Annotated in this window: 35 protein-coding genes and 2 pseudogenes; 2 read left to right on the forward strand and 35 right to left on the reverse strand. The window is 71.9% G+C overall.

Translation table 11 applies throughout. The features are described 5' to 3' along the window. Nucleotides 1-10: 10 nt before the first annotated feature. Nucleotides 11-841, reverse strand: coding sequence for a formate dehydrogenase accessory sulfurtransferase FdhD (gene fdhD / locus RTG05_RS18285; protein WP_166526301.1), 831 nt, complete (start codon nt 839-841; stop codon nt 11-13). 31 nt (nt 842-872) lie between these two features. On the opposite strand from fdhD, the gene RTG05_RS18290 reads away from it, so the two are divergent. Together RTG05_RS18290 and RTG05_RS18295 are read left to right on the forward strand one after the other, a co-directional pair. Next, nucleotides 873-1478, forward strand: coding sequence for a molybdenum cofactor guanylyltransferase (locus tag RTG05_RS18290; RefSeq protein ID WP_166526302.1), 606 nt, complete (start codon nt 873-875; stop codon nt 1476-1478). A gap of 9 nt (nt 1479-1487) precedes the next feature. After that, on the forward strand, nt 1488-2150 hold the full coding sequence (locus RTG05_RS18295) for an SDR family oxidoreductase (RefSeq protein ID WP_166526303.1): 663 nt from the start codon (nt 1488-1490) through the stop codon (nt 2148-2150). Nucleotides 2151-2156: 6 nt separating this feature from the next. Here RTG05_RS18295 and truA read toward each other — a convergent pair whose 3' ends face one another. The 34 genes and pseudogenes from truA to tuf all read right to left on the reverse strand — a co-directional run bounded on the left by truA (nt 2157) and on the right by tuf (nt 22679). Then, a complete protein-coding gene (gene truA / locus RTG05_RS18300) occupies nt 2157-3065 on the reverse strand; it encodes a tRNA pseudouridine(38-40) synthase TruA (protein ID WP_166529276.1) in 909 nt (302 codons plus the stop codon). 7 nt (nt 3066-3072) lie between these two features. Continuing rightward, a complete protein-coding gene (locus tag RTG05_RS18305) occupies nt 3073-3456 on the reverse strand; it encodes a hypothetical protein (RefSeq protein ID WP_166526304.1) in 384 nt (127 codons plus the stop codon). Between the two features lie 356 nt (nt 3457-3812). Next, nucleotides 3813-4160: pseudogene (gene rplQ / locus RTG05_RS22410) on the reverse strand (50S ribosomal protein L17); the annotation flags it as partial. A gap of 213 nt (nt 4161-4373) precedes the next feature. Continuing rightward, nucleotides 4374-5450 carry a DNA-directed RNA polymerase subunit alpha gene (locus RTG05_RS18315; protein WP_166526306.1) on the reverse strand — a complete coding sequence of 359 codons (1077 nt, stop codon included), beginning with the start codon at nt 5448-5450 and terminating at the stop codon, nt 4374-4376. 143 nt (nt 5451-5593) lie between these two features. After that, nucleotides 5594-6220 (reverse strand): 30S ribosomal protein S4, encoded by a 627-nt coding sequence (gene rpsD, locus RTG05_RS18320; protein ID WP_166526307.1) that lies wholly within the window; start codon nt 6218-6220, stop codon nt 5594-5596. Nucleotides 6221-6252: 32 nt separating this feature from the next. Further along, nucleotides 6253-6660 carry a 30S ribosomal protein S11 gene (gene rpsK, locus RTG05_RS18325; RefSeq protein ID WP_012950456.1) on the reverse strand — a complete coding sequence of 136 codons (408 nt, stop codon included), beginning with the start codon at nt 6658-6660 and terminating at the stop codon, nt 6253-6255. Between the two features lie 127 nt (nt 6661-6787). Next, nucleotides 6788-7168, reverse strand: coding sequence for a 30S ribosomal protein S13 (gene rpsM / locus RTG05_RS18330; protein ID WP_089303741.1), 381 nt, complete (start codon nt 7166-7168; stop codon nt 6788-6790). Nucleotides 7169-7183: 15 nt separating this feature from the next. Beyond that, nucleotides 7184-7297 (reverse strand): 50S ribosomal protein L36, encoded by a 114-nt coding sequence (gene rpmJ / locus RTG05_RS18335; RefSeq protein WP_012950458.1) that lies wholly within the window; start codon nt 7295-7297, stop codon nt 7184-7186. A gap of 61 nt (nt 7298-7358) precedes the next feature. Then, complete coding sequence (infA, locus tag RTG05_RS18340; RefSeq protein WP_012950459.1) at nt 7359-7580, reverse strand: translation initiation factor IF-1; 222 nt, start codon at nt 7578-7580, stop codon at nt 7359-7361. Nucleotides 7581-7978: 398 nt separating this feature from the next. Beyond that, nucleotides 7979-8782 (reverse strand): type I methionyl aminopeptidase, encoded by an 804-nt coding sequence (map, locus tag RTG05_RS18345; RefSeq protein WP_166529277.1) that lies wholly within the window; start codon nt 8780-8782, stop codon nt 7979-7981. Between the two features lie 72 nt (nt 8783-8854). Further along, a complete protein-coding gene (locus RTG05_RS18350) occupies nt 8855-9469 on the reverse strand; it encodes an adenylate kinase (protein ID WP_166526308.1) in 615 nt (204 codons plus the stop codon). Beyond that, nucleotides 9469-10779 (reverse strand): preprotein translocase subunit SecY, encoded by a 1311-nt coding sequence (gene secY, locus RTG05_RS18355; RefSeq protein ID WP_166526309.1) that lies wholly within the window; start codon nt 10777-10779, stop codon nt 9469-9471. Before secY ends, RTG05_RS18350 begins: the two co-directional genes overlap by 1 nt. A 129-nt stretch (nt 10780-10908) precedes the next feature. Further along, nucleotides 10909-11346 carry a 50S ribosomal protein L15 gene (gene rplO, locus RTG05_RS18360; protein ID WP_396349646.1) on the reverse strand — a complete coding sequence of 146 codons (438 nt, stop codon included), beginning with the start codon at nt 11344-11346 and terminating at the stop codon, nt 10909-10911. 19 nt (nt 11347-11365) lie between these two features. After that, nucleotides 11366-11551, reverse strand: a complete 186-nt coding sequence (rpmD, locus tag RTG05_RS18365) for a 50S ribosomal protein L30 (RefSeq protein WP_166526311.1) — start codon at nt 11549-11551, stop codon at nt 11366-11368. A 1-nt stretch (nt 11552) separates the two neighbouring features. After that, nucleotides 11553-12167 carry a 30S ribosomal protein S5 gene (rpsE, locus tag RTG05_RS18370; protein WP_166526312.1) on the reverse strand — a complete coding sequence of 205 codons (615 nt, stop codon included), beginning with the start codon at nt 12165-12167 and terminating at the stop codon, nt 11553-11555. 40 nt (nt 12168-12207) lie between these two features. Beyond that, complete coding sequence (rplR, locus tag RTG05_RS18375; RefSeq protein WP_166526313.1) at nt 12208-12618, reverse strand: 50S ribosomal protein L18; 411 nt, start codon at nt 12616-12618, stop codon at nt 12208-12210. After that, nucleotides 12618-13157, reverse strand: coding sequence for a 50S ribosomal protein L6 (gene rplF, locus RTG05_RS18380; protein WP_166526314.1), 540 nt, complete (start codon nt 13155-13157; stop codon nt 12618-12620). The genes rplR and rplF overlap by 1 nt, the downstream gene beginning before the upstream one ends. A gap of 12 nt (nt 13158-13169) precedes the next feature. After that, on the reverse strand, nt 13170-13580 hold the full coding sequence (gene rpsH, locus RTG05_RS18385) for a 30S ribosomal protein S8 (RefSeq protein WP_166526315.1): 411 nt from the start codon (nt 13578-13580) through the stop codon (nt 13170-13172). 148 nt (nt 13581-13728) lie between these two features. Next, entirely contained in the window at nt 13729-13914 is a 186-nt protein-coding gene (locus RTG05_RS18390) for a type Z 30S ribosomal protein S14 (protein ID WP_166526316.1), read from the reverse strand. 21 nt (nt 13915-13935) lie between these two features. Then, complete coding sequence (gene rplE / locus RTG05_RS18395; RefSeq protein WP_166526317.1) at nt 13936-14526, reverse strand: 50S ribosomal protein L5; 591 nt, start codon at nt 14524-14526, stop codon at nt 13936-13938. 14 nt (nt 14527-14540) lie between these two features. Continuing rightward, entirely contained in the window at nt 14541-14855 is a 315-nt protein-coding gene (rplX, locus tag RTG05_RS18400) for a 50S ribosomal protein L24 (protein WP_166529278.1), read from the reverse strand. 53 nt (nt 14856-14908) lie between these two features. Beyond that, the gene (rplN, locus tag RTG05_RS18405) at nt 14909-15277 is read right to left on the reverse strand and encodes a 50S ribosomal protein L14 (RefSeq protein ID WP_072919076.1); all 369 of its coding nucleotides are present in this window, start codon (nt 15275-15277) and stop codon (nt 14909-14911) included. Between the two features lie 225 nt (nt 15278-15502). Next, nucleotides 15503-15814, reverse strand: coding sequence for a 30S ribosomal protein S17 (gene rpsQ / locus RTG05_RS18410; RefSeq protein ID WP_166526318.1), 312 nt, complete (start codon nt 15812-15814; stop codon nt 15503-15505). Then, nucleotides 15811-16044: a 50S ribosomal protein L29 gene (rpmC, locus tag RTG05_RS18415; RefSeq protein ID WP_072919070.1), complete on the reverse strand. Its 234-nt coding sequence runs from the start codon at nt 16042-16044 to the stop codon at nt 15811-15813. The genes rpsQ and rpmC overlap by 4 nt, the downstream gene beginning before the upstream one ends. Beyond that, nucleotides 16044-16460: a 50S ribosomal protein L16 gene (gene rplP, locus RTG05_RS18420; protein WP_012950475.1), complete on the reverse strand. Its 417-nt coding sequence runs from the start codon at nt 16458-16460 to the stop codon at nt 16044-16046. Before rplP ends, rpmC begins: the two co-directional genes overlap by 1 nt. Nucleotides 16461-16463: 3 nt before the next feature. Beyond that, nucleotides 16464-17384 (reverse strand): 30S ribosomal protein S3, encoded by a 921-nt coding sequence (gene rpsC / locus RTG05_RS18425; protein WP_166526319.1) that lies wholly within the window; start codon nt 17382-17384, stop codon nt 16464-16466. Nucleotides 17385-17497: 113 nt separating this feature from the next. Next, nucleotides 17498-17848, reverse strand: a pseudogene (rplV, locus tag RTG05_RS18430) (50S ribosomal protein L22); the annotation flags it as partial. Between the two features lie 20 nt (nt 17849-17868). Beyond that, on the reverse strand, nt 17869-18150 hold the full coding sequence (gene rpsS, locus RTG05_RS18435) for a 30S ribosomal protein S19 (protein WP_166526321.1): 282 nt from the start codon (nt 18148-18150) through the stop codon (nt 17869-17871). Between the two features lie 23 nt (nt 18151-18173). Further along, the gene (rplB, locus tag RTG05_RS18440; RefSeq protein WP_166526322.1) at nt 18174-19007 is read right to left on the reverse strand and encodes a 50S ribosomal protein L2; all 834 of its coding nucleotides are present in this window, start codon (nt 19005-19007) and stop codon (nt 18174-18176) included. Nucleotides 19008-19050: 43 nt separating this feature from the next. Further along, nucleotides 19051-19353: a 50S ribosomal protein L23 gene (gene rplW / locus RTG05_RS18445; protein ID WP_166529279.1), complete on the reverse strand. Its 303-nt coding sequence runs from the start codon at nt 19351-19353 to the stop codon at nt 19051-19053. Further along, the gene (gene rplD, locus RTG05_RS18450; RefSeq protein WP_315912039.1) at nt 19350-20318 is read right to left on the reverse strand and encodes a 50S ribosomal protein L4; all 969 of its coding nucleotides are present in this window, start codon (nt 20316-20318) and stop codon (nt 19350-19352) included. Before rplD ends, rplW begins: the two co-directional genes overlap by 4 nt. A gap of 2 nt (nt 20319-20320) precedes the next feature. Continuing rightward, nucleotides 20321-20986, reverse strand: a complete 666-nt coding sequence (rplC, locus tag RTG05_RS18455) for a 50S ribosomal protein L3 (protein WP_166526323.1) — start codon at nt 20984-20986, stop codon at nt 20321-20323. A 16-nt stretch (nt 20987-21002) separates the two neighbouring features. Next, nucleotides 21003-21308 (reverse strand): 30S ribosomal protein S10, encoded by a 306-nt coding sequence (gene rpsJ, locus RTG05_RS18460; protein WP_014742859.1) that lies wholly within the window; start codon nt 21306-21308, stop codon nt 21003-21005. A gap of 177 nt (nt 21309-21485) precedes the next feature. After that, the gene (gene tuf, locus RTG05_RS18465) at nt 21486-22679 is read right to left on the reverse strand and encodes an elongation factor Tu (protein WP_166526324.1); all 1194 of its coding nucleotides are present in this window, start codon (nt 22677-22679) and stop codon (nt 21486-21488) included. Nucleotides 22680-22807 lie beyond the last annotated feature (128 nt).

Raw genomic sequence — 22807 nt, forward strand, 5'->3', positions numbered from 1 at the left:
TCCACCGCGCTCAGTCGGGGAGGACGACCCGCTCCGGACGGGTGTAGACGTTGCAGCCGTCGCCGCGGAGGAAGCCGACGAGGGTGATGCCGACGTCGGCAGCCAGTTCGACGGCCAGTGACGAGGGCGCGGACACCGCCGCGAGCACCGGGATGCCGGCCATCGCCGCCTTCTGGGTCAGCTCGAAGCTGGCCCGCCCGCTGACCATGAGCACGTGCCCGGCCAGGGGCAGGCGCCCGGCGCGCACCCCGTCGCCGACCACCTTGTCCACCGCGTTGTGCCGGCCGACGTCCTCCCGCAGGGCCACCAGCTCGCCCTCGGCGGTGAACAGGCCGGCCGCGTGCAGCCCGCCGGTCTTGTCGAACACCTGCTGGGCGGCCCGCAGCCGGTCGGGCAGGGCGAGCAGCGTGGCCAGCGGCACCCGGAGGCCGTCGCCGGCCACGTCGTGGCGGGTCTTCGTGCGGATGGCGTCGATGCTGGCCTTGCCGCACACCCCGCAGGAGCTCGACGTGTAGAAGTTGCGGTCCAGCGCGGTGTCCGGCGGTTGCACGCCCGGCGCGAGGTCGACGTCGACCACGTTGTAGGTGTTGCGCCCCTCGGCGTCCACGGAGTTGCAGTAGCGCAGCCCGGCCAGGTCGTCGGCCGAGGCGATGACCGCCTCGGTGGCCAGGAAGCCGTGCACCAGGTCGAAGTCGTCGCCCGGCGTGCGCATGGTGACCGCCAGCGGCGTCCCGTCCAGCCGGATCTCCAGCGGCTCCTCGGCGGCCACGGTGTCCGGGCGGGTGCTGTGCGCCGCGCCACGGATCCGCAGCACCGGCGTCCTGCTCGTCACTCGTCCCACGCCTGGCGACGGTAACCCCTACTGTCCGAGCGTGTCCGCGCTGCCGCCCTACGCCGCCCTGGTGCTCGCCGGCGGCCGGGCGGCCCGGATGGGTGGGCAGGCCAAGCCGCAGTTGGACGTCGGCGGGCGCAGCATCCTCGCCGCCGTCCTCGCCGCCGTCCCGGACGCCGCACCGCGGGTCGTCGTCGGCCCGCCCCAGCCGGTCCCGGCGGACGTCGTCGTGGTCCGCGAGGACCCGCCGCGCGGTGGGCCGGTGGCGGCGATGCGCACCGGCCTGGCGCACGTCCCCACCGAGGTGGTGGCGCTGCTCGCCGGCGACCTGCCGTTCCTCACCGCGGGGCTGGTCCGGGCGCTGCGCGAGCGGCTGACCGGTGACGGGGTCCTCGTCGTCGACGACACCGACCGCGACCAGCTGCTGCTCGGCGTCTGGCGGACGGCGGCGCTGCGCGCGGCGGTCGCCGACGTCCACGGGCCCACGTCGGTGCGCCGGGTGCTCGCCCCGCTGGGCGTCCGCCGGCTGCACCCGGACGTGACACCGGGGCAGCCGCCGCCGTGGACCGACTGCGACACCCCCGCCGACCTCGCCCGCGCCCGGGCGGCCGCCGCGCGCCGGGTTCCGCGCCGCCCACCGGGGTAGGGCTGCCTCGTGCGCATCGTCACCGCCGGGGCCCACGGGCAGGTCGCCCGCCGCCTCACCCGTCTGCTGTCCGCCCGCGGGGACACCGTGGTCGGCATCGTCCGCAACCCCGACCACGCCGACGACCTGCGCGCCGACGGCGCCGAGCCGGTCGTCCTCGACCTGGAGCGGGCCGGCGTCGACCAGCTGGCCGAGGTGGTGTCCGGGGCCGACGCGGTCGTGTTCGCGGCCGGCGCGGGCCCGGGCAGCGGGGACGCCCGCAAGCACACCGTCGACCGGGGGGCGGCGGTGCTTCTCGCCGACGCCGCCGAACGGGCCGGCGTCCGGCGGTACCTGCTGGTGTCCTCGATGGGCGTCGAGCAGGCGCGGCACGGGACACCGGAGGACACCGACCCGGCGTTCGCCGTGTACCTGCAGGCCAAGCTGGCCGCCGAGGACGACGTCCTGCCGCGGCCGGGCCTGGACACGGTGGTGCTGCGGCCCGGCCGACTCACCGACTCCCCCGGCACCGGGCGGGTCAGGCTGGCCCGCGGCGCGGAGTACGGCGAGGTGCCGCGGGACGACGTCGCCGCAGTGCTGGTGGCGCTGCTGGACGCCGGGACGTCGGGCGAGGTGCTGGAGCTCGTCGGCGGGGACACCCCGATCGCCGACGCCGTCGCCGCGCTGCCGTGAGCCGCGTCAGGCGCGCAGGCCCCGGGTGACCGCCGCCCGAGCGGCCAGCTCGTCGTCCGGCGGGTAGTCGACCCCCACCAGCGTGAGCCCGCCCGGCGGGACCACGGGCACCTCGCTCGAGCGCTGCGTGGCGGTCAGCAACCCCGCCGGCCACCCCGGCGGACGCCGTCCCTCGCCCACCGCGGTCAGCGCGCCGACCAGGCTGCGCACCATCGAGTGGCAGAAGGCGTCCGCGGAGGCCTGCACCGTCACCAGGTCGCCGTCCCGGGCGACGTCCAGGGCGAGCAGGGTGCGGATCGTCGTCGCGCCCTCCCGGCGGCGGCAGAAGGCGGCGAAGTCGTGCAGGCCGAGCAGGCGCTGCGCCGCGTCCGCCATCGCGCCGGCGTCGAGCCGCCGGGGCCAGCCGACCGTGTCCGCCCGGCGCAGCGGCGGCGGGCCGCCGTCGGCGTCGGTGAGCCGGTAGACGTAGTGCCGGCGGAGCGCGCCGAACCGGGCGTCGAACTCCGGCGGCGCCTCACCGACGGTGTGCACGGCGACGTCCGGCGGCAGGACCCCCCGCAGCCGGCGGACCAGCCGGTCGCGGTGCTCCACCCACAGCGGGCGTGGCACGTCGGCGTGGGCGACCTGGCCGGTGGCGTGCACGCCGGCGTCGGTGCGGCCGGCCACGGTCAGCCGCACCGGGCAGCGCAGCACCGTCGCCAGGGCAGCCTCCAACTCCCCCTGCACGGTGCGCCCGTCGGGCTGCCGCGCCCACCCGTGCAGGGCCGTGCCGTCGTAGGCGACACCGAGGCGCAGCCGGACGTCGTCGCTGCGCGGCCCCGACCGGAGAACGACGAGCCCGCCACCTCGGTCGGTGGCGGGCTCGTCGGTCCGGCGCTCGGTGCCGGCCCCGGCACCTGGCGGTGACGTGGTCAGCGACCGCTCACTTCGGGTCGGGAGCGGCCTCGCCCCCGGGGGAGTGCGTGCCGGCGGTGGCGGCGTCGCTCATCTCGGCGGCCTCGATCTCCGCCGCGGCCGCGGCGGCCACGTCCGGGGACAGCTGCGGGTCGTCGACGACGGCGAGGTTCTCGGCGGCCGGCTCCGGGGTGACGGCGCCGTCGTCCTGCCGGTCGCCGTCGGGGTTGTAGAGGTCGGTGACGACCTGCTGGGCCTCGGGGTCGACGTCACCGGAGGTCACGGCCGGCGACGTGTCGCCGCCGGGTCCGGTGCTCTCGCCCGCGACGGCCGCGCCCGGGTCGCTGCCACCGGTGGTGGCGCCGGGGGCTCCGGCGGTGCCGCCCTGGGCGGGGTCGGTCGGGTCGCTCACCGGGCGCCGTCCGTGCCCTCGGCCTCCGCGACGGTCCCGGACTGCGCCGGGGTCTCGGTCGCCGGGGTCTCGGGCTGCGCCGGGGTGTCCGTCTCGGTGGACGCGGTGGCGCCGCCGGTCACGACGGGGTCCACGGCGCCGACGTCGGTGACGGCGTCGTCCCCGGCCTCCGTCGCCGGGGCGTCGGCGGCGACGGTGTCGACGGCGGTCTCGGGGGCCTCTGCGGTCTCCAGCGCGTCGGCGGTCACCTCACCGGAGACGGCTGCAGCACCCGCGCCCGCGGTCGCACCGGCGAACCGGGTGCCGCGCGCCCGCTCGGCCTCGCCGACGGCCTGCTGGGCGACGGTCTGGCCCTCGACGAGCTCGATGACGGCCATGGGGGCGTTGTCGCCCTTGCGCGGCCCCACCTTGGTGATGCGCGTGTAGCCGCCCGGCCGGTCGGCGAACCGCGGCCCGATCTCGGCGAACAGCGTGTGGACGACGGCCTTGTCGCGGATGGTCGTCATCACCATGCGGCGGGCGTGCAGGTCGCCGCGCTTGGCGAAGGTGACCAGCTTCTCGGCCAGGGGACGCAGCCGCTTGGCCTTCGTCTCCGTGGTGGTGATCCGCCCGTGCTCGAACAGCGAGGTGGCCAGGTTGGCCAGCATCAGCCGCTCGTGCGCGGGGGAACCGCCCAGACGAGGGCCCTTGGTGGGGGTGGGCATGTCGGTCCTTCCTCAGGCTGCCGGGCCGCGGTGCCGGCTGCGTTCCGTGGTGGTGCTGACGAACTGGTGCGCGCAGCGCGCGGGTGGTGCATCCGGGCCAGTGTGGCGGGCCCGGAGGCGGCGCCGGACGGCGGGTCGCCCCGCCGTCCGGCGGGCCCCGTTGCCGGGTCCCACCGCGAGCGTGCGAGCGGTGGGGAGCAACGGGGCCCTCCTCTAGAGCTGCTCGGTCTCCTGGTAGGAGCCGTCGTCGTACTGCGCCTGGTCGTAGCCGGCGGCGAACTCGCCGTGGCCCTGGTAGGCGTCGGTCTCGTAGCCCTCGTCGTAGCTCTCGATGGAGGTGGGGATGAACCCGGGCGGGCTGTCCTTGAGCGCCAGGCCCATGGCCGCCAGCTTCATCTTGACCTCGTCGATGGACTTCGCCCCGAAGTTGCGGATGTCCAGCAGGTCGGCCTCGGACCGGGTGACGAGCTCCCCGACGGTGTGCACGCCCTCGCGCTTGAGGCAGTTGTAGGACCGGACGGTGAGGTCCATGTCCTCGATCGGCATCGAGAAGTTCGCGATGTCGGCGGCCTCGGCCGGGCTCGGGCCGACCTCGATGCCCTCGGCGTCGATGTTCAGCTCGCGCAGCAGGCCGAAGAGCTCGACCAGCGTGGACCCGGCACTGGCGATCGCGTCGCGCGGGGCGATCGAGGGCTTGGTCTCCACGTCGACCACGAGGCGGTCGAAGTCGGTGCGCTGCTCGACGCGGGTGGCCTCGACGGCGTAGGTGACCTTGAGCACCGGCGAGTAGATCGAGTCGACGGGGATGCGCCCGATCTCCTGGCCGGGCTGCTTGTTCTGCGGCGCCGGCACGTAGCCGCGACCCCGCTCGACGACCAGCTCGATCTCCAGGCGGCCCTTGCCGTTGAGCGTGGCGATGTGCAGCTCGGGGTTGTGCACCTCGACACCGGCGGGCGGGGCGATGTCGGCGGCGGTGACCTCACCGGGGCCCTGCTTGCGCAGGTACATCGTCACCGGCTCGTCGGAGTCGGAACTGACGACCAGGCCCTTGAGGTTCAGGATGATCTCGGTGACGTCCTCCTTGACGCCCGGCACGGTGGTGAACTCGTGCAGGGTGCCCTCGATCCGGATGCTGGTCACGGCAGCACCGGGGATCGACGACAGGAGGGTCCGGCGCAGGGAGTTGCCGAGGGTGTAACCGAAGCCGGGCTCCAGCGGCTCGATGACGAACCGCGAGCGGGACTCGGTGAGGGTCTCCTCGGTGAGGCTGGGACGCTGTGCGATGAGCATGGTGGTGTTCTCCTCGGGGTCCTCCGGCGACCGCCATATGACGCCGTGAGGGGGATGGTGCAGGCCCCCGGCGGGCATCCGTCCGCCCGCGGGAGCCGGCCCGGTGCAGGAGCGGTGAGGCTCCTGCACCGGGCAGCGAGCTGCTACTTGGAGTAGAGCTCGACGATCAGCTGCTCCTGGACCGGGGTGTCGATCACCTGGCGCGCCGGCACGCTGTGCACCAGCACGCGCAGCTGGCTGGTGATGACCTCCAGCCACGGCGGCACCGGGCGCTCGCCGGCGCGGGCCTGGGCGATCTCAAAGGGCAGCATCCGGCGGGACTTCTCGGCGACCTCGACGATGTCGTTGGCGCTGACCCGGTAGGACGGGATGTCGACCTTGCGGCCGTTGACCCGGATGTGGCCGTGGCGCACCAGCTGGCGCGCCATGTCGCGGGACTCGGCCAGGCCGGCCCGGTAGACCACGTTGTCCAGCCGCGACTCGAGGATCTGCAGCAGGACCTCACCGGTCTTGCCCGACTTCTTGTTGGCCTCTTCGTAGTAGCCGCGGAACTGCTTCTCCAGGACGCCGTAGATGCGGCGTGCCTTCTGCTTCTCGCGCAGCTGCAGGAGGTACTCGCTGTCCTTGCTGCGGCCCCGGCCGTGCTCGCCCGGCGGGTAGGGCCGGATCTCGATCGGGCACTTGGGGGACTCGCACTTGCTGCCCTTGAGGAACAGCTTCATCTTCTCGCGCCGGCACATGCGGCAGTCGGCTCCGGTGTAACGGGCCACGTCTGTCTACCTCTGCTCTCGTCGGTGGCCGGTCAGACCCGGCGGCGCTTCTTGGGGCGGCAGCCGTTGTGCGGCTGGGGGGTCACGTCCTGGATCTGGCCGACCTCCAGGCCGGTGGCCTGCAGCGACCGGATCGCCGTCTCACGACCGGAGCCGGGGCCCTTGACGAAGACGTCGACCTTGCGCATCCCGTGCTCCTGCGCCTTGCGGGCGGCGTTCTCGGCGGCCATCTGCGCGGCGAACGGGGTGGACTTGCGCGAGCCCTTGAAGCCGACGTGGCCGGCGGAGGCCCAGCTGATCACGTTCCCGGTGGGGTCGGTGATCGACACGATCGTGTTGTTGAACGTGCTCTTGATGTGCGCGGCGCCGTGGGCGACGTTCTTCTTCTCCTTGCGGCGGACCTTCTTGGCACCAGCCGCGGCGCGAGCCCTGGGAGGCATGTATCCGGTTCCTCTTGTCTTTCGTGGCCTAGTGAGGGGCTGGAACGGCCCAGGTGAGGGCCTGGAACGGCCCCGGCGCAGGGGCCCGGCCCGCGCGGAGCGAGGGCTGGGGGGCGCCGGGGTCCTTCTACTTCTTGCCGGCCTTCTTCTTGCCGGCGATGGTCTTGCGCGGGCCCTTGCTGGAGCGCGCGTTGGTGCGGGTGCGCTGCCCGTGCACGGGCAGGCCGCGACGGTGCCGCAGGCCCTGGTAGCAGCCGATCTCCACCTTGCGGCGGATGTCGGCGGCCACCTCGCGGCGCAGGTCACCCTCGACGCGGAAGTGCTCGTCGATGTAGTCGCGCAGCTTCAGCAGGTCCTCGTCGGAGAGGTCGCGGGCGCGCAGGTCCGGGCTGACGCCCGTCGCGGCCAGGGTCTCCTTGGCGTGGGCCTTGCCGATGCCGTAGATGTAGGTGAGCGCGATCTCCATCCGCTTCTCGCGGGGCAGGTCGACGCCGGCCAGTCGTGCCATGTCTCAGGTACTCCCTCAGCCCTGCCGCTGCTTGTGGCGGGCGTTGTCGCAGATGACCATGACCCGGCCGTGCCGGCGGATCACCTTGCACTTGTCGCAGATCTTCTTCACCGACGGCTGGACCTTCACCGGTGCCGCCCCTCATTCCTCATGCTCGTAGGCCGACCGCCCGCGGGGGACGGGCCGGCGATCACTTGTACCGGTAGACGATGCGACCGCGCGTCAGGTCGTAGGGCGACAGCTCCACGACCACGCGGTCCTCGGGCAGGATGCGGATGTAGTGCTGTCGCATCTTGCCGCTGATGTGGGCGAGCACCCGGTGCCCGTTCTGCAGCTCGACCCGGAACATCGCGTTGGGCAGCGGCTCGACGACGCGACCCTCGACCTCGATGGCCCCGTCCTTCTTCGCCATGCCCTACACGGCCTCCCTGACTCGGTGGTGCTGGTGTCCTCCCGCGCACGTGCCGGGACCCGGCGGGCGCGATCGGTGGGTACAGAACGGGTGGTGCAGACACTCCCGCGAGGGCGCTCCGGGTCGTGCGGCCACAGCACAACAGCAGAGCGGCGCGAGCGCCATCGGCCACTGTACCCCGCCTCGACCAGCCCCTCCAACCCGGGTTCCGTCACACGGACCACCCGTGGGAGTCCGACCGCGAGGTCGTGACCGGCAAGGACGGCTCACCCCGCAGGTACCCGCGCCGAGCTCCGGTGACGTGCTGGGACGGCCACCCCCCAGGGGCGCGTGGGGGGCGGAGGAAGGACCCCCTCCCCCTCGGCCCTCCAGGCTCGGGCTGAGCCTCCGGAGGGACCTCAGGTGCGGGGGGTGATCCCGAAGGGGGCGAGCCCCGCGACGCCGCCGTCCTCCGCGGTGAGCACCCAGGGGCCCTCGGGGGTGATGGCGACGCTGTGCTCGAAGTGGGCCGCCCGCGACCCGTCCTTGGTGACCACGGTCCACCCGTCCTCCAGCTCGACGGTGGCCGGGTCGCCGACGGTGACCATCGGCTCGATGGCGAGGGCCAGACCCGGGACCAGCCGGGGGCCGCGGCCGGGCCGGCCGTAGTTGAGCACGTGCGGGTCCTGGTGCATCTCGGTGCCGATGCCGTGCCCGCCGTAGTGGTCGACGATCCCGTAGGGGTGCTGCTCGGCGGTGACCGTCTGCCCCACGGCGTGGCTGATGTCGGTCAGCCGTCCACCGGCCAGGGCTCGGGCCAGCCCGGCCCACATCGAGCGCTCGGTGACGTCCATCAGCGCGGCGTCCTCGGCCGAGGGCGGCCCGACGGTGACGGTGACCGCCGAGTCGCCGTGCCAGCCGCGCAGGATCGCGCCGCAGTCGATGGAGATGTTGTCGCCCTCGGCGAGCGCGCGACCGGGGTCGGGGATGCCGTGCACGATCTCGTCGTTGACGGACGCGCAGATGCTGCCGGTGAACCCGTGGTACCCGAGGAAGGACGGGACGGCGCCGGCGGTGCGGATGTGGTCCTCGGCGATGGCGTCCAGCTCACCGGTGGTCACACCGGGACGGACCGCGGCACGGACGGCGGCGATGGCGCCGGCCACGACGAGCCCGGCGGCACGCATGAGCTCGAGCTCCTGCGGTGTCTTGATCTGGATCATGCGTCCACTCCACTTCGCCAGCAGCGGGATCCGGTCGAGGATCCCTGCGGCCGTCATCCCGGCTGCCTGTCCTCAGCCCGCGCCCGGCGCGTCGGACCGCGTGCCGCGGCAGGCCTCCAGCGCGCTCAACGCCCGCTGGGTGACCTCCTCGACCGCGCCGATGGCGTCGATCCGCGAGAGCAGCCCCTCGGCGTCGTACCAACCCGACAGCGGGGCGGTCTGTTCCCGGTAGACCTGCAGCCGGTGGCGCACGGTCTCCGGTTCGTCGTCGGACCGCTGCACCCACTGGCCGTCGACGAGCGTGCGGCGTCCGGACAGCCGGCGCACCAGCTCGTCCTCGTCCACGACGAGCTCCAGCACGCAGTCCAGGCCGTCGCCGAGCTCCTGCAGGGACGCCTTGAGCTGCTCGGCCTGGGCGATGGTCCGGGGGAACCCGTCGAGCAGGAAGCCGCCCTTGGCGTCGGTCTCGGCGAGCCGGTCGCGGACCATGGCCACGGTGATCTCGTCGGGCACCAGGTCACCGGCGTCCATGAAGCCCTTGGCCTGCAGGCCGAGCTCGGTCTGGCCGCTGACGTTCGCCCGGAAGATGTCACCGGTCGAGATCGCCGGGACACCGAGCTCGCCGGCGATGACCTGCGCCTGGGTCCCCTTGCCCGCTCCGGGGGGGCCCAGCAGCACGACGCGCACTACTTCAGGAACCCTTCGTAGTTGCGCTGGTTGAGCTGTGTCTCGATCTGCTTCACCGTCTCCAACCCCACTCCGACCATGATCAGCACCGCGGTGCCACCGAACGGGAAGTTCTGGTTCTGCCCCTCCTGCGTGACCGACAGGAAGAAGTTGGGCAGCACGGCCACGATGCCCAGGTACAGCGACCCGGGCAGGGTGATCCGGGACAGCACGTACTGCAGGTACTCCGCGGTGGGCCGGCCGGGGCGGATGCCCGGGATGAAGCCGCCGTAGCGCTTCATGTCCTCGGCCCGCTCCTCCGGGTTGAACGTGATCGACACGTAGAAGTACGTGAAGAAGACGATCAGCCCGAAGTAGAGCGCGACGTGCACCGGGCTGCTCTGGTCGATGACGTAGTTCTCGAAGAACTGGCGCACCGGACCGGTCTCGTTGCCCTGCAACTGGGTGAGCAGCTGGGGGAGGTAGAGCAGCGAGGAGGCGAAGATGACCGGGATGACGCCGGCCTGGTTGACCTTGAGCGGCAGGTAGGTCGACGTCCCGCCGTACATGCGCCGGCCGACCATCCGCTTGGCGTACTGGACGGGGATGCGCCGCTGGGCCTGCTCCACGTACACGACGGCGCCGATGATCAGCAGCGCCAGCAGGCAGACCAGCGCGAAGACGATGCCACCGCGGGTCTGCAGGATCGCGCCGCCCTCGGCGGGGATGCGAGCCGCGATGGAGGTGAAGATCAGCACGGACATGCCGTTGCCGATCCCCTTCTCGGTCAGCAGCTCGCCCAGCCACATGATCACCGCGGTACCGGCGGTCAGGGCGATCACCAGGACGATCGTCGTCCAGATGGAGTCCGACGGGATGATGTCCTGCGGGCACCCGGGGAACAGCTGACCGCTGCGGGCCAGCGCGATGATCCCGGTGCTCTGCAGGACGGCGAGGGCGATCGTCAGGTAGCGGGTGTACTGGGTCAGCTTCGCCTGACCCGACTGCCCTTCCTTCTTCAGCTGCTCGAAGCGCGGGATCACCACCACCAGCAGCTGCACAATGATGCTCGCCGTGATGTAGGGCATGATCCCGAGCGCGAAGACGCTCAGCCGCAGCAGCGCCCCGCCGGAGAACAGGTTGACCAGCGAGTACAGGTCGCGCTGGTCGGAGGCCTGGGCCTGCTCGAGGCAGCTGTTGATGGCCTCCACCGAGACGCCCGGGCCGGGGATCGCGGCCCCCAGGCGGTACACGGCGATGATCGCCAGGGAGAACAGCAGCTTGCGCCGGAGGTCTGGCGTCCGGAACGCCGCGGCGAACGCCTGCAGCACGTGCCCTCCCCTGCTCGGTCGTATGACATTAGCAATCGGCCCGCCCGGCACTGGGCAGGGCGGGCCGACGTGGCCCCGTCCCGGGTCCCACCCTGGGCCTGCGGAGGGTGGGGAGGACGGGGTCCTGCTTCAGAGGCGGCTGGTGCTGCCTCCGGCGGCGCCGATCTTCTCGGCGGCCGACGCGGAGAAGGCGTGCGCGTGCACGTGCACCGCGACGCCGCCCAGCTCGCCGGAGCCCAGGACCTTCACCGGCTGCCCGCGCCGCACGGCGCCGGCAGCGGCCAGTGCGTCCGGGTCCACCGAGCCGCCCTGGGGGAACAGCGACGCGATCCGGTCGAGGTTGACGACCTGGAAGACGACCTTGTTGCGGTTCTTGAAGCCGGAGAGCTTGGGCAGCCGCATGTGCAGCGGCGTCTGCCCGCCCTCGAAGCCCGCGGGCGTGTTGCCCCGCGCGCCGGTGCCCTTGGTACCGCGGCCGGCCGACTTGCCCTTGGAACCCTCACCGCGACCCACCCGGGTCTTCTTGGTGTGGGCGCCGGGGGCCGGGCGCAGGTGGTGGACCTTCAGTGTCATGGCGAGTCGTTCCTCAGCTCTGCACTTCTTCGACGGCGACCAGGTGCGGCACCGTCGCGACCATCCCGCGGATCTCGGGACGGTCCTCCTGGACGACCGAGTCGTTGATCCGCTTGAGACCCAGCGAGCGCAGCGTCTGGCGCTGGTTGGGCTTCGAGCCGATCGCCGACCGGATCTGGGTGACCTTGAGCTGTGCCATCTCAGACCCCCTGGCCCGCCCGCGCCCGCAGCATGGCGGCGGGGGCGACGTCCTCGAGGGGCAGGCCGCGGCGGGCCGCGATCTCCTCCGGACGGACGAGGTCCTTCAGCGCCTGCATGGTGGCGTGCACGATGTTGATCGGGTTGGACGACCCGAGGCTCTTGGAGAGCACGTCGTGGATGCCGGCGCACTCCAGGACGGCACGCACCGGCCCGCCGGCGATGACACCGGTACCGGGGCTGGCCGGCTTGAGCAGCACCACACCGGCCGCCGCCTCGCCCTGCACCGGGTGCGGGATGGTGCTGGCGATGCGCGGCACCTTGTAGAAGTGCTTCTTGGCCTCCTCGACGCCCTTGGCGATCGCCGCGGGCACCTCCTTGGCCTTGCCGTAGCCCACGCCCACGGTGCCGTCGCCGTCGCCCACGATCACCAGGGCGGTGAAGCTGAAGCGCCGGCCGCCCTTGACGACCTTGGACACGCGGTTGATGGCCACCACGCGCTCGATGAACGCGCTCTTCTCGGCAGGCGCGCCGCCGGGGCCCCGCCCGCCGTCACGACGGTCGCGGCGGTCGTTGCCGCCGCCGGCGCCGCCGCCGCGTCGCTGTGGTCCTGGCATCAGACGTCCCTCTCGATCTGCTGGTTCACGGTGTCGCTCATCAGAAGTCCAGCCCACCCTGGCGGGCGCCGTCGGCCAGTGCCGCGATGCGGCCCTGGTAGCGGTTGCCGCCCCGGTCGAACACGACCGCGGTGATGCCGGCGGCACGGGCACGTTCGGCCACCAGCGCGCCGACCTGCCGGGCCAGCGCGGACTTGTCGCCCTCGGCCGTGCGCAGGGTGGCGTCCAGCGTGGAGGCACTGACCAGGGTACGGCCGGCGGTGTCGTCGACGACCTGGACGTGGATGTGCCGCGAGCTGCGGTTGACCACCAGGCGGGGGCGCTCCGGGGTGCCCCCGACGCGCTTGCGCAGCCGGGTGTGCCGGCGCAGGCGGGAGACCCGTCGCGCGGTGCTGATGTCGGTGCCGACGGGCTTGTGCACCCGAGCGACGCTCTTGTCGGTCTGTGCCATCACTTACCCGTCTTCCCGACCTTGCGCTTGACGACCTCACCCTGGTAGCGCACGCCCTTGCCCTTGTAGGGGTCCGGGCGGCGCAGGCCGCGGATGTTGGCCGACACCTGGCCCACCAGCTGCTTGTCGATCCCGGTCACCCGCAGGCGGGTCGGGGACTCGACGGTGAAGGTGATGCCCTCGGGGGCCCTCACCGGCACCGGGTGGCTGTAGCCCAGGGCGAACTCGAGGTCCGACCCGCGGGCCTGCACGCGGTACCCGACACCGACGATCTCGAGGGTCTTCGTGTAGCCCTCGGTCACGCCGGTGATCATGTTGGCGATGAGCGTGCGCGACAGCCCGTGCAGCGCACGGCTCTCGCGCTCGTCGTCCGGCCGCTGCACCTGCAGCGTGCCGTCCTCGCCGCGCCCCACGGTGATCGGCGGGGCGACGACGTGGCTCAGCGTGCCCTTGGGGCCGGTGACGCTCAGCGTCTGGCCGTCGATGGAGACGTCCACGCCTCCGGGCACGGGAATCGGCAGTCGTCCGATCCGCGACATGTCACTCGCTCCTCACCAGACGTAGGCGAGGACTTCCCCACCCACGCCCTTCTTGTTCGCCTGGCGGTCGGTCAGCAGCCCGGTGGAGGTGGAGATGATCGCCACGCCGAGGCCGCCGAGCACCTTCGGCAGCGCGGTGGACTTGGCGTACACCCGCAGCCCGGGCTTGGACACGCGCCGGACGCCGGCGATGCTCCGCTCGCGGTTGGGGCCGTACTTGAGGTCGACCACCAGCTCCTTGAAGCTGGTGCCGTCCTTGTCCACCTCGTTGACGGTCCAGCCGGCGATGTAACCCTCCTGCTGGAGGATCTCGGCGATGTGCGTCTTGAGCTTGGACGAGGGCATGGTGGTGGAGTCGTGGTACGCCTGGTTGGCGTTCCGGATCCGCGTCAGCATGTCCGCGATCGGGTCGGTCATCGTCATGGGTGTCGTGCCTCTCTCACCGCGGTTCCTCTCGCCGTACGGCTGGTGCCGTCGGGCGGGGCCTCTCGGTGTTGGTGACCGGATGGAACGGCCCGGCTGCCGGGACCCACGATGCGCACAGCGCGTCGTGGGGAGCAGCCGGGTCCTGCTACCAGCTGCTCTTGCTCACGCCCGGCAGCTCGCCGGCGTGCGCCATCTCCCGCAGGCAGATCCGGCACAGGCCGAACTTGCGGAAGACCGAGTGCGGACGACCGCACCGCTGGCACCGGGTGTAGCCGCGGACGGTGAACTTCGGCTTGCGGGCCGCCTTGTTGATCAGCGCCTTCTTGGCCATCTGGGTGTCTCCTCGCCCGGCTCAGCGGGTGGTGGTGACGACGGGCTGGCCGGCGAACGGGAAGCCCAGCAGGCGGAGGAGCTCGCGACCCTCCTCGTCGTTGGTGGCGGTGGTGACCAGCGTGATGTCCATGCCCCGCGGACGGTCGATCTTGTCCACGTCGATCTCGCGGAACATCGACTGCTCGGTCAGGCCGAACGTGTAGTTGCCGTGGCCGTCGAACTGCTTGGCGTTGAGGCCACGGAAGTCGCGGATGCGGGGCAGGGCCAGGCTCAGCAGCCGGTCCAGGAACTCCCACATGCGGTCCCCGCGCAGGGTGACCTTCGCGCCGATCGGCATGCCCTCGCGCAGCTTGAACTGGGCGATGGACTTGCGCGCCCGGACGACGGCCGGCTTCTGCCCGGTGATGGCGGTGAGGTCGCGGACGGCGCCGTCCATCAGCTTGGCGTCACGGGTCGCCTCACCGACGCCCATGTTGACCACGATCTTGGTCAGCCGCGGGATCTGCATGACGTTCTCGTAGCCGAACTCGCTCTGCAGCGCGGGGAGGATCTCCCCGCGGTAGCGGGCGAGCATGCGCGGCAGCTCACGGGCGGGTGCGCTCTCGGTCATCGACGACATGGGGCTCACAGGTCCTTACCGGTGCGCCGCGAGACCCGGATGCTGCGGCCTTCCTCGTCCTTGCGGTGGCCGACCCGGGTCGGCTTGTCCTCGGAGTCGAGCACCATCACGTTGCTCACGTGGATGGGGGCCTCCTGCGTGACGATCCCGCCCGACTGGGCACCACGCTGGTTGGAGCTGATCCGGGTGTGCTTCTTGACCCGGCCGACGCCCTCGACGAGGACCTTCTGCCGCTCCGGGTAGGCCGCGATGACCCGGCCGCGGGCGCCCTTGTCCCTGCCGGACAGCACCACGACGGTGTCGCCCTTCTTCACCTTCATCGAGGGCGCCTTGGCCTTCGAGTGGGCTGCCTGCTTCTTGTTGGCCGCCATGGTCACAGCACCTCCGGGGCGAGCGAGATGATCCGCATGAAGCGCTTGTCGCGGAGCTCACGGCCGACCGGGCCGAAGATGCGCGTCCCGCGCGGGTCGCCGCTGTCGCGGATGATGACGGCGGCGTTCTCGTCGAAGCGGATGTAGGAGCCGTCGGGGCGACGGCGCTCCTTCGCGGTGCGGACGACGACGGCCTTGACCACGTCACCCCGCTTGACCCCTGCGCCCGGCAGCGCGTCCTTGACGGTGGCGACGATGACGTCACCGATGCCGGCGTAGCGTCGCCCGGAGCCGCCGAGCACCCGGATGCAGAGGATCTCCTTCGCACCGGTGTTGTCGGCGACCCGCAGTCGCGACTCCTGCTGGATCACGTCCTACTCCTGATCTGTGTGGGTGACAGCCGGGCCGGAACGGTGAACCGGCTGTCCGGTGCCCACGTGCGGACGCACCGGCGGCGCAGCCGCCGGTGCGTCCGAGCACGGTCACCGGGATGGGCGCGCAGTGGAGCCGAGCGCGCCAGTGGTCCAGGGTACTCGCCCCCGGAGCCACCCCGCAGGGCGGCTCCGCCGGGGACCCGCGGAGGGCCCCCGGCGGTCCTACTTGGCCTTCTCGACGACCTCGACGAGCCGCCACCGCTTGGTGGCCGACGTCGGCCGGGTCTCCATGATCTGCACCCGGTCACCGATGCCGGCGACCTGCTGCTCGTCGTGGGCCTTCAGCTTGCTGGTCCGGCGGATGACCTTGCCGTAGAGGCCGTGCTTCACGCGGTCCTCGACCTCGACGACGATGGTCTTGTCCATCTTGTCGCTGACGACGAGGCCCTCGCGGACCTTGCGGTAGCCACGGCCGGCCAGGCCGGGTCCGGTGGCGACCGCCTCGTTGGCGGTCACCGACTGGCTCTCGCTCATGCCACACCCTCGTTCGGGGCGACCGAGAGGCCGAGCTCGCGCTCACGCATGATCGTGTAGATCCGCGCGATGTCGCGGCGCACGGTCTGCAGCCGCCGGTTGTTGTCCAGCTGGCCGGTGGCCACCTGGAAGCGCAGGTTGAACAGTTCTTCCTTGGACTCGCGCAGCCGCGTGGCGAGCTCCTCGGCGGAGAGCTCACGCAGCTCGGGAGCGGTCAGACCGGCGGCCATCACACCTCTCCTTCACGAGTGATGAAGCGGCACTTCATGGGCAGCTTGTGGATCGCGCGCCGCATGGCCTCGCGGGCCACGGGCTCGGCCACGCCGGACAGCTCGAACATGATCCGGCCGGGCTTGACGTTGGCGACCCACCACTCCGGCGAGCCCTTGCCCGAGCCCATGCGGGTCTCGGCCGGCTTCTTGGTGAGCGGGCGGTCCGGGTAGATCGAGATCCAGACCTTGCCGCCACGGCGGATGTGCCGGGTCATGGCGATACGGGCGGACTCGATCTGCCGGTTGGTGACGTACGCCGGCTCCAGGGCCTGGATGGCGTACTCGCCGAAGTTGATCTCGGTGCCGCCCTTGGCCCGGCCGGAGCGGCTCGGGTGGTGCTGCTTGCGGTGCTTGACGCGCCGTGGGATCAGCATCGGTCAGCTCCCCTGCTCGGACGGGGTGGTGTCGGTCGCCGCCGTCTCGGCGGCCGCGGTGGCCTCGGGACCGGCGGCCTCGGCCACGGTCTGCTCGGCCGCGGCCTCGCCGGAGGTCTGCACCGGGGTGCTGTCGGCGGCCGGACCGGTCGACGGGGCCTCGGCGGCCGCCCGGCCGGCCTCGGTCCCGCCGGCGGTGGTGCCCGAGGAGCCGGACCGCCGCTGCGGGCGCTGGGCCCGCTCGCGGCGCTGCTGGCGGGCGGCGAGGGCCTCGAGGGCCTCCCGCTCGGCCCGCGAGCCGCTGACGTCGCCCTTGTAGATCCAGACCTTCACGCCGATCCGGCCGAAGGTGGTCCGGGCCTCGTAGATGCCGTAGTCGATGTTCGCGCGCAGCGTGTGCAGCGGCACCCGGCCCTCGCGGTAGAACTCCGACCGGCTCATCTCGGTGCCGCCGAGGCGACCGGAGCACTGCACCCGGATGCCCTTGACCTGCGGGCTGCGCTGCGCCGACTGCATGGCCTTGCGCATGGCCCGCCGGAAGCTGACCCGGCTGGACAGCTGCTCGGCGACGCCCTGGGCGACCAGCTGGGCGTCGGACTCGGGGTTCTTCACCTCGAGGATGTTCAGCTGCACCTGCTTGCCGGTGAGCTTCTCCAGCTCACCGCGGATGCGGTCGGCCTCCGCCCCGCGCCGGCCGATGACGATGCCCGGCCGGGCGGTGTGGATGTCGACGCGGACCCGGTCCCGGGTGCGCTCGATCTCGACCTTGGAGATGCCGGCCCGCTCCATGCCCTTGGACATGAGCTTGCGGATCGCGACGTCCTCCTTGACGTAGTCCTTGTAGAGCTTGTCCGCGTACCACCGGGACTTGTAGTCGGTGGTGATGCCCAACCGGAACCCGTGCGGGTTGACCTTCTGACCCACTAGCGGGTCCCTCCCCTCGTGTTGCCCTGCTGCTGGCTGGCCGGGCCGGACTGTCCGGTGCGGCGACGGGCCGTGCGCGACTTGCCGGCGAGCTCGGTGCTGGAGGAGACCTCCGCGACCTCGACGGTGATGTGGCAGGTCCGCTTGTTGATGCGGTAGGCGCGGCCCTGGGCCCGCGGACGGATCCGCTTGAGCGTCGGACCCTCGTCGACGTAGGCCGCGCTGACGACCAGCGCGGCGGGGTCGAGCCGCAGGTTGTGCTCGGCGTTGGCGACCGCGCTGGCGACCACCTTGAGCACCGGCTCGCTCGCTGCCTGCGGCGCGTAGCGCAGCAGGGCCAGGGCCTCCTCGGTCGGCAGGTAGCGGACGAGGTCCACCACCCGGCGTGCCTTCATGGGGGTGACGCGGACGAAGCGGGCGGTGGCCCGGGCGACCGGCGTCTCCTCTCCCAGCTGGGATGTCATGGGGATCTCTCTCTGCCTGGTCAGCCGCGCCGGGACCGGCGGTCGTCCTTCACGTGCCCACGGAAGGTGCGCGTGGGGGCGAACTCGCCGAGCTTGTGCCCGACCATCGCCTCGGTCACGAAGACCGGGACGTGCTTGCGGCCGTCGTGGACGGCGATCGTGTGGCCGAGCATGTCCGGGATGATCGTCGAACGGCGCGACCAGGTCCGGATGACGTTCTTGGTGCCCTTGTCGTTCTGCACGTCCACCTTCTTGAGCAGGTGGTCGTCGACGAACGGGCCCTTCTTCAGGCTGCGTGGCATGTCTGTCGGACTCCTCTACCCGCTCAGCGCTTCTTGTTGGTGCGCCGGCGGCGCACGATCAGGGCGTCACTGGCCTTGCGCTTGCGCGTGCGGCCCTCCGGCTTGCCCTTCGGGTTCACCGGGTGACGACCACCGGAGGTCTTGCCCTCACCACCACCGTGCGGGTGGTCCACCGGGTTCATCGCCACACCGCGCACGGTCGGGCGCTTGCCCTTCCAGCGCATGCGGCCGGCCTTGCCCCAGTTGATGTTGGACTGCTCGGCGTTGCCCACCTCGCCGACGGTGGCGCGGCAGCGCACGTCGACGTTGCGGATCTCCCCCGACGGCATGCGCAGCTGCGCGAGCCGTCCCTCACGGGCGACCAGCTGGACGCTGGTGCCCGCAGATCGGGCGATCTTGGCGCCGCCGCCGGGCCGCAGCTCGATGGCGTGCACCACCGTGCCGACCGGGATGTTGCGCAGCGGCAGGTTGTTGCCGGGCTTGATGTCGGCCGCCGGGCCGCACTCCACCGTGTCGCCCTGCCGCAGGCGGGCCGGCGCGATGATGTAGCGCTTCTCGCCGTCGGCGAAGTGCAGCAACGCGATGCGCGAGGTGCGGTTCGGGTCGTACTCGATGTGCGCGACCTTGGCCGGCACGCCGTCCTTGTCGGCCCGGCGGAAGTCGATCACCCGGTAGGAGCGCTTGTGCCCGCCACCCTGGTGGCGCGCGGTGACCTTCCCGTGGACGTTGCGCCCGCCGCGGCCGTGCAGCGGCCGGACCAGCGACTTCTCGGGGTGGTCGCGGGTGACCTCGGCGAAGTCGGCGACGCTGGAGCCGCGGCGGCCCGGCGTCGTCGGCTTGTACTTACGGATGGGCATTGCTGACGGTCCCTCTGTCTCTGGTCCGGACGGTCACCGGCGCTCAGGCGCCGGGACCCCCGAAGATCTCGATGCGGTCGCCGGGGGCCAGCGAGACGATGGCCCGCTTGGTGTCCTTGCGCTTGCCCAGCTTGTTGCCCTTGCTGCGCTTGCGCTTGCCCTGGCGGTTGATCGTGTTCACGCCGAGGACCTTCACGTCGAAGACCTGCTCGACCGCGATCTTGATCTGCGTCTTGTTGGCCTCGGGCAGCACGACGAAGGTGTACTGGTTCTCGTCGAGCAGCCCGTAGCTCTTCTCGGAGATCACCGGGGACAGCAGGACGTCCCGGGGGTCGCGGACGGTCATGCCTTCTCCTCGGTGCTCGCGGTGGTGCCGTCCTCGGTCGGCGCGGTGGCGTCGGGACCGGCGTTGGCGGCCTCGGCCTGCGCCGCGGGGGCCTTCGCCGCCTGGGCGGCGTCGGCCGGGGCCGGGTCCGCGGGGTCGACCGCGACGGGCCGGGCAGCCGTCGAGCCGTCGGTGGCGGCTGCGCCGGTCGGGGTGTCCACGGTGCCGGCACCCTCGGCGGGGGCGATGGAGGGGACGGCGTCCGGGATGTGCGGCGTGGTCAGGTCGGGCTGGACCGCCGCACCGTCACGGGCGCGGCCCGCGACGAACTCGGCGAGCGCGGTCTCGGTGAAGACCACGTCGTCGGCGATCAGCACGTCGTAGGTGTTCAGCTGACCGGCCTCCAGCAGGTGCACCTGCGGCAGGTTCCGCAGGCTCACCCAGTTGAGGACGTCGTCGCGGTCGAGGACCACGAGCACCCGCTTGGCCTGGGTGATCGACCGCAGGGTGGCCAGCGCCGCCTTGGTCCGCGGAGCGTCCCCGTCGACGAAGGTGCTCACCACGTGCACGCGGTCCTCACGGGCCCGGTCGGACAGGGCACCGCGCAGGGCGGCGGCCTTCATCTTCTTCGGCGTCCGCTGCGAGTAGTCCCGCGGCTGGGGGCCGTGGACGATGCCACCGCCCTCGAACTGCGGTGCGCGGGTCGAGCCCTGGCGGGCCCGGCCGGTCCCCTTCTGGCGGTAGGGCTTGGCCCCACCGCCACTGACCTGGCCGCGCGTCTTGGTCGAGTGCGTGCCCTGGCGCGCGGCGGCCAGCTGGGCCACGACGACCTGGTGCAGCAGCGAGACGTTGGCCGAGGCGTCGAAGAGCGTCCCCGGCAGCGTGACGCTGCCGGCGGTCTCCCCCGCCGGGGTGCGGACGTCGACCTGGCGGTCGGTCCGGGTCGCGGTGGCCCCGCGGTCGATGGACCCTGTCGATGAGGTCACGGTCACTTGTCGTCACTCCCCACGGGCCCGCCCTTGACGGCCGAACGGACGAGCACGAGGCCGCCCTTCGGACCGGGGATGGCGCCCTTGATCAGCAGCAGCCCGCGCTCGGCGTCCACCTTGTGCACGGTGAGCGACAGGGTGGTCGTCTTCACCGCGCCCATGCGGCCGGCCATGCGCAGCCCCTTGAACACGCGGCCGGGGGTCGAGGCCCCGCCGATGGAACCGGGTGACCGGTGCTTGCGCTGGGTGCCGTGCGCGGCGCCGAGGCCCTTGAAGCCGTGCCGCTTCATGACACCGGCGGTGCCCTTGCCCTTGCTGGTGCCGATGACGTCGACCCGGGCGACGCCGTCGAAGACCTCGGCGGTCAGCTCCTGGCCGACCGTGTACTCCGAGGCGTCCTTCGTGCGCAGCTCCACCAGGTGCCGCCGCGGCGTGACCCCGGCCTTGGCGAAGTGCCCGCCCTCGGGCCGGTTCACCTTGCGCGGGTCGATCTCGCCGAAGCCGAGCTGGACGGCGGAGTAGCCGTCGACCTCGGGGGTGCGCACCTGCGTGACCACACACGGGCCCGCCTTGACGACGGTCACCGGCACGATGCGGTTGTTCTCGTCGAAGACCTGGGTCATCCCCAGCTTCTCGCCGAGGAGACCGCGGAACGTACTCGCCATGACTGGACTCGGTTCCTTACTGGATGTTGACGTCGACCGAGGCCGGCAGGTCGATGCGCATGAGCGCGTCCACCGTCTTCGGGGTCGGGTCGAGGATGTCGATGAGCCGCTTGTGCGTGCGCATCTCGAAGTGCTCGCGCGAGTCCTTGTACTTGTGCGGCGAGCGGATGACGCAGTACACGTTCTTCTCCGTCGGCAGCGGCACCGGGCCGACGACGCGCGCACCGGTCTTGGTCACCGTGTCGACGATGCGCCGCGCCGAGGCGTCGATCGCCTCGTGGTCGTAGGCCTTCAGCCGGATGCGGATCTTCTGTCCCGCCATCGCTGTCTTCTGCTCCTGCCGATCGGTGTTCGTTCGTAGCCGGGGAACGCCGGGAGGTCCCGACCGTCATCCGGTCGGGCCCCGGCGGGACGGGTGGCCGCGCACACAGGCGTGCCCGTGTGGCGGCCACCCGGGGACGGGCGGCGGTGCTGGGAGCGCCGCCGCCCGTCGGGGGTGTTACTTGGCGATCTTGGTGACGCGACCGGCGCCGACGGTGCGGCCACCCTCACGGATGGCGAACCGCAGGCCCTCCTCCATGGCGATCGGCTGGATCAGCTCGACCGTCATCTCGGTGTTGTCGCCGGGCATGACCATCTCGGTGCCGGCCGGCAGGGTCACGACGCCGGTGACGTCCGTGGTCCGGAAGTAGAACTGCGGACGGTAGTTGTTGAAGAAGGGGGTGTGACGACCACCCTCGTCCTTCGAGAGGATGTAGACTGAGCCCTCGAAGTTCGTGTGCGGGGTGATCGAGCCCGGCTTCACGACGACCTGGCCGCGCTCGACGTCCTCGCGCTTGATGCCGCGCAGCAGCAGGCCCACGTTGTCGCCGGCCTGGCCCTGGTCGAGCAGCTTGCGGAACATCTCGACGCCGGTGACGGTGGTCTGGGTCGAGGTGGGCCGGATGCCGACGATCTCGATGGTCTCCGACACCTTGACGACGCCGCGCTCCACGCGACCGGTGACGACGGTGCCGCGGCCGGTGATGGTGAAGACGTCCTCGACGGGCATGAGGAAGGGCTTGTCGATCTCGCGCTCGGGCTCGGGGATCGCGGTGTCGACCGCGTTCATGAGCTCCATGAGCTTGTCGCCCCACTCGGCGTCGCCCTCGAGGGCCTTGAGCGCGGAGACGCGGACCACGGGGACGTCGTCACCCGGGAACTCGTACTCGCTGAGCAGCTCGCGGACCTCCAGCTCGACGAGCTCGAGGATCTCCTCGTCGTCGACCATGTCGGCCTTGTTCAGCGCCACGACGATGTAGGGAACGCCGACCTGGCGGGCCAGGAGGACGTGCTCCTTGGTCTGCGGCATCGGACCGTCGGTCGCCGCGACCACCAGGATGGCGCCGTCCATCTGCGCCGCACCGGTGATCATGTTCTTGATGTAGTCGGCGTGCCCGGGGCAGTCGACGTGCGCGTAGTGACGGTTCTCCGTCTGGTACTCGACGTGCGCGATCGAGATCGTGATGCCGCGGGCCTTCTCCTCGGGCGCCTTGTCGATCTGGTCGAAGGCGGAGGCCTCGTTGAGGTCCGGGTACTTGTCGTGCAGGACCTTGGTGATCGCCGCGGTCAGCGTCGTCTTGCCGTGGTCGATGTGCCCGATGGTGCCGATGTTGACGTGCGGCTTGGTCCGCTCGAACTTGGCCTTGGCCACTGGGTTCCTCTCCTCGTGGTGTCGCAGTGGTACGCGAACTCTGGGGTGGGCTCGCTGGGGGGCGGCGGGCCGGGGGCCCGCCGCCCGGACGGTGGGGTTACTCGCCCGTCGCCTTCGCGATGTCCATG

It is taken from the genome of Geodermatophilus sp. DSM 44513, from assembly GCF_032460525.1.
Taxonomy (GTDB): Bacteria; Actinomycetota; Actinomycetes; order Mycobacteriales; family Geodermatophilaceae; genus Geodermatophilus.

Bases quoted from the DNA above. Each gene is read 5' to 3' on its own strand.
- RTG05_RS18315 (WP_166526306.1), bottom strand. From the start codon at position 5,450: ATGCTCATCGCACAGCGTCCCAGCCTCACCGAGGAGACCCTCACCGAG.
- rpsK (WP_012950456.1), bottom strand. From the start codon at position 6,660: ATGCCTCCCAGGGCTCGCGCCGCGGCTGGTGCCAAGAAGGTCCGCCGC.
- rpsM (WP_089303741.1), bottom strand. From the start codon at position 7,168: ATGGCACGACTGGCCGGCGTCGACCTGCCCCGCGAGAAGCGGATGGAG.
- infA (WP_012950459.1), bottom strand. From the start codon at position 7,580: ATGGCGAAGAAGGACGGGGCCATCGAGGTCGAGGGTCGCGTCGTCGAG.
- map (WP_166529277.1), bottom strand. From the start codon at position 8,782: ATGATCCAGATCAAGACACCGCAGGAGCTCGAGCTCATGCGTGCCGCC.
- rpmD (WP_166526311.1), bottom strand. From the start codon at position 11,551: ATGGCACAGCTCAAGGTCACCCAGATCCGGTCGGCGATCGGCTCGAAG.
- rpsE (WP_166526312.1), bottom strand. From the start codon at position 12,167: ATGCCAGGACCACAGCGACGCGGCGGCGGCGCCGGCGGCGGCAACGAC.
- rplR (WP_166526313.1), bottom strand. From the start codon at position 12,618: ATGGCACAGACCGACAAGAGCGTCGCTCGGGTGCACAAGCCCGTCGGC.
- rplF (WP_166526314.1), bottom strand. From the start codon at position 13,157: ATGTCGCGGATCGGACGACTGCCGATTCCCGTGCCCGGAGGCGTGGAC.
- rpsH (WP_166526315.1), bottom strand. From the start codon at position 13,580: ATGACGATGACCGACCCGATCGCGGACATGCTGACGCGGATCCGGAAC.
- RTG05_RS18390 (WP_166526316.1), bottom strand. From the start codon at position 13,914: ATGGCCAAGAAGGCGCTGATCAACAAGGCGGCCCGCAAGCCGAAGTTC.
- rplE (WP_166526317.1), bottom strand. From the start codon at position 14,526: ATGACCGAGAGCGCACCCGCCCGTGAGCTGCCGCGCATGCTCGCCCGC.
- rplX (WP_166529278.1), bottom strand. From the start codon at position 14,855: ATGAAGGTGAAGAAGGGCGACACCGTCGTGGTGCTGTCCGGCAGGGAC.
- rpsQ (WP_166526318.1), bottom strand. From the start codon at position 15,814: ATGAGCGAGAGCCAGTCGGTGACCGCCAACGAGGCGGTCGCCACCGGA.
- rpmC (WP_072919070.1), bottom strand. From the start codon at position 16,044: ATGGCCGCCGGTCTGACCGCTCCCGAGCTGCGTGAGCTCTCCGCCGAG.
- rplP (WP_012950475.1), bottom strand. From the start codon at position 16,460: ATGCTGATCCCACGGCGCGTCAAGCACCGCAAGCAGCACCACCCGAGC.
- rpsS (WP_166526321.1), bottom strand. From the start codon at position 18,150: ATGCCACGCAGCCTGAAGAAGGGCCCGTTCGTCGACGACCACCTGCTC.
- rplB (WP_166526322.1), bottom strand. From the start codon at position 19,007: ATGCCCATCCGTAAGTACAAGCCGACGACGCCGGGCCGCCGCGGCTCC.
- rplW (WP_166529279.1), bottom strand. From the start codon at position 19,353: ATGACCGTCCGCGACCCCCGGGACGTCCTGCTGTCCCCGGTGATCTCC.
- rplC (WP_166526323.1), bottom strand. From the start codon at position 20,986: ATGGCGAGTACGTTCCGCGGTCTCCTCGGCGAGAAGCTGGGGATGACC.
- rpsJ (WP_014742859.1), bottom strand. From the start codon at position 21,308: ATGGCGGGACAGAAGATCCGCATCCGGCTGAAGGCCTACGACCACGAG.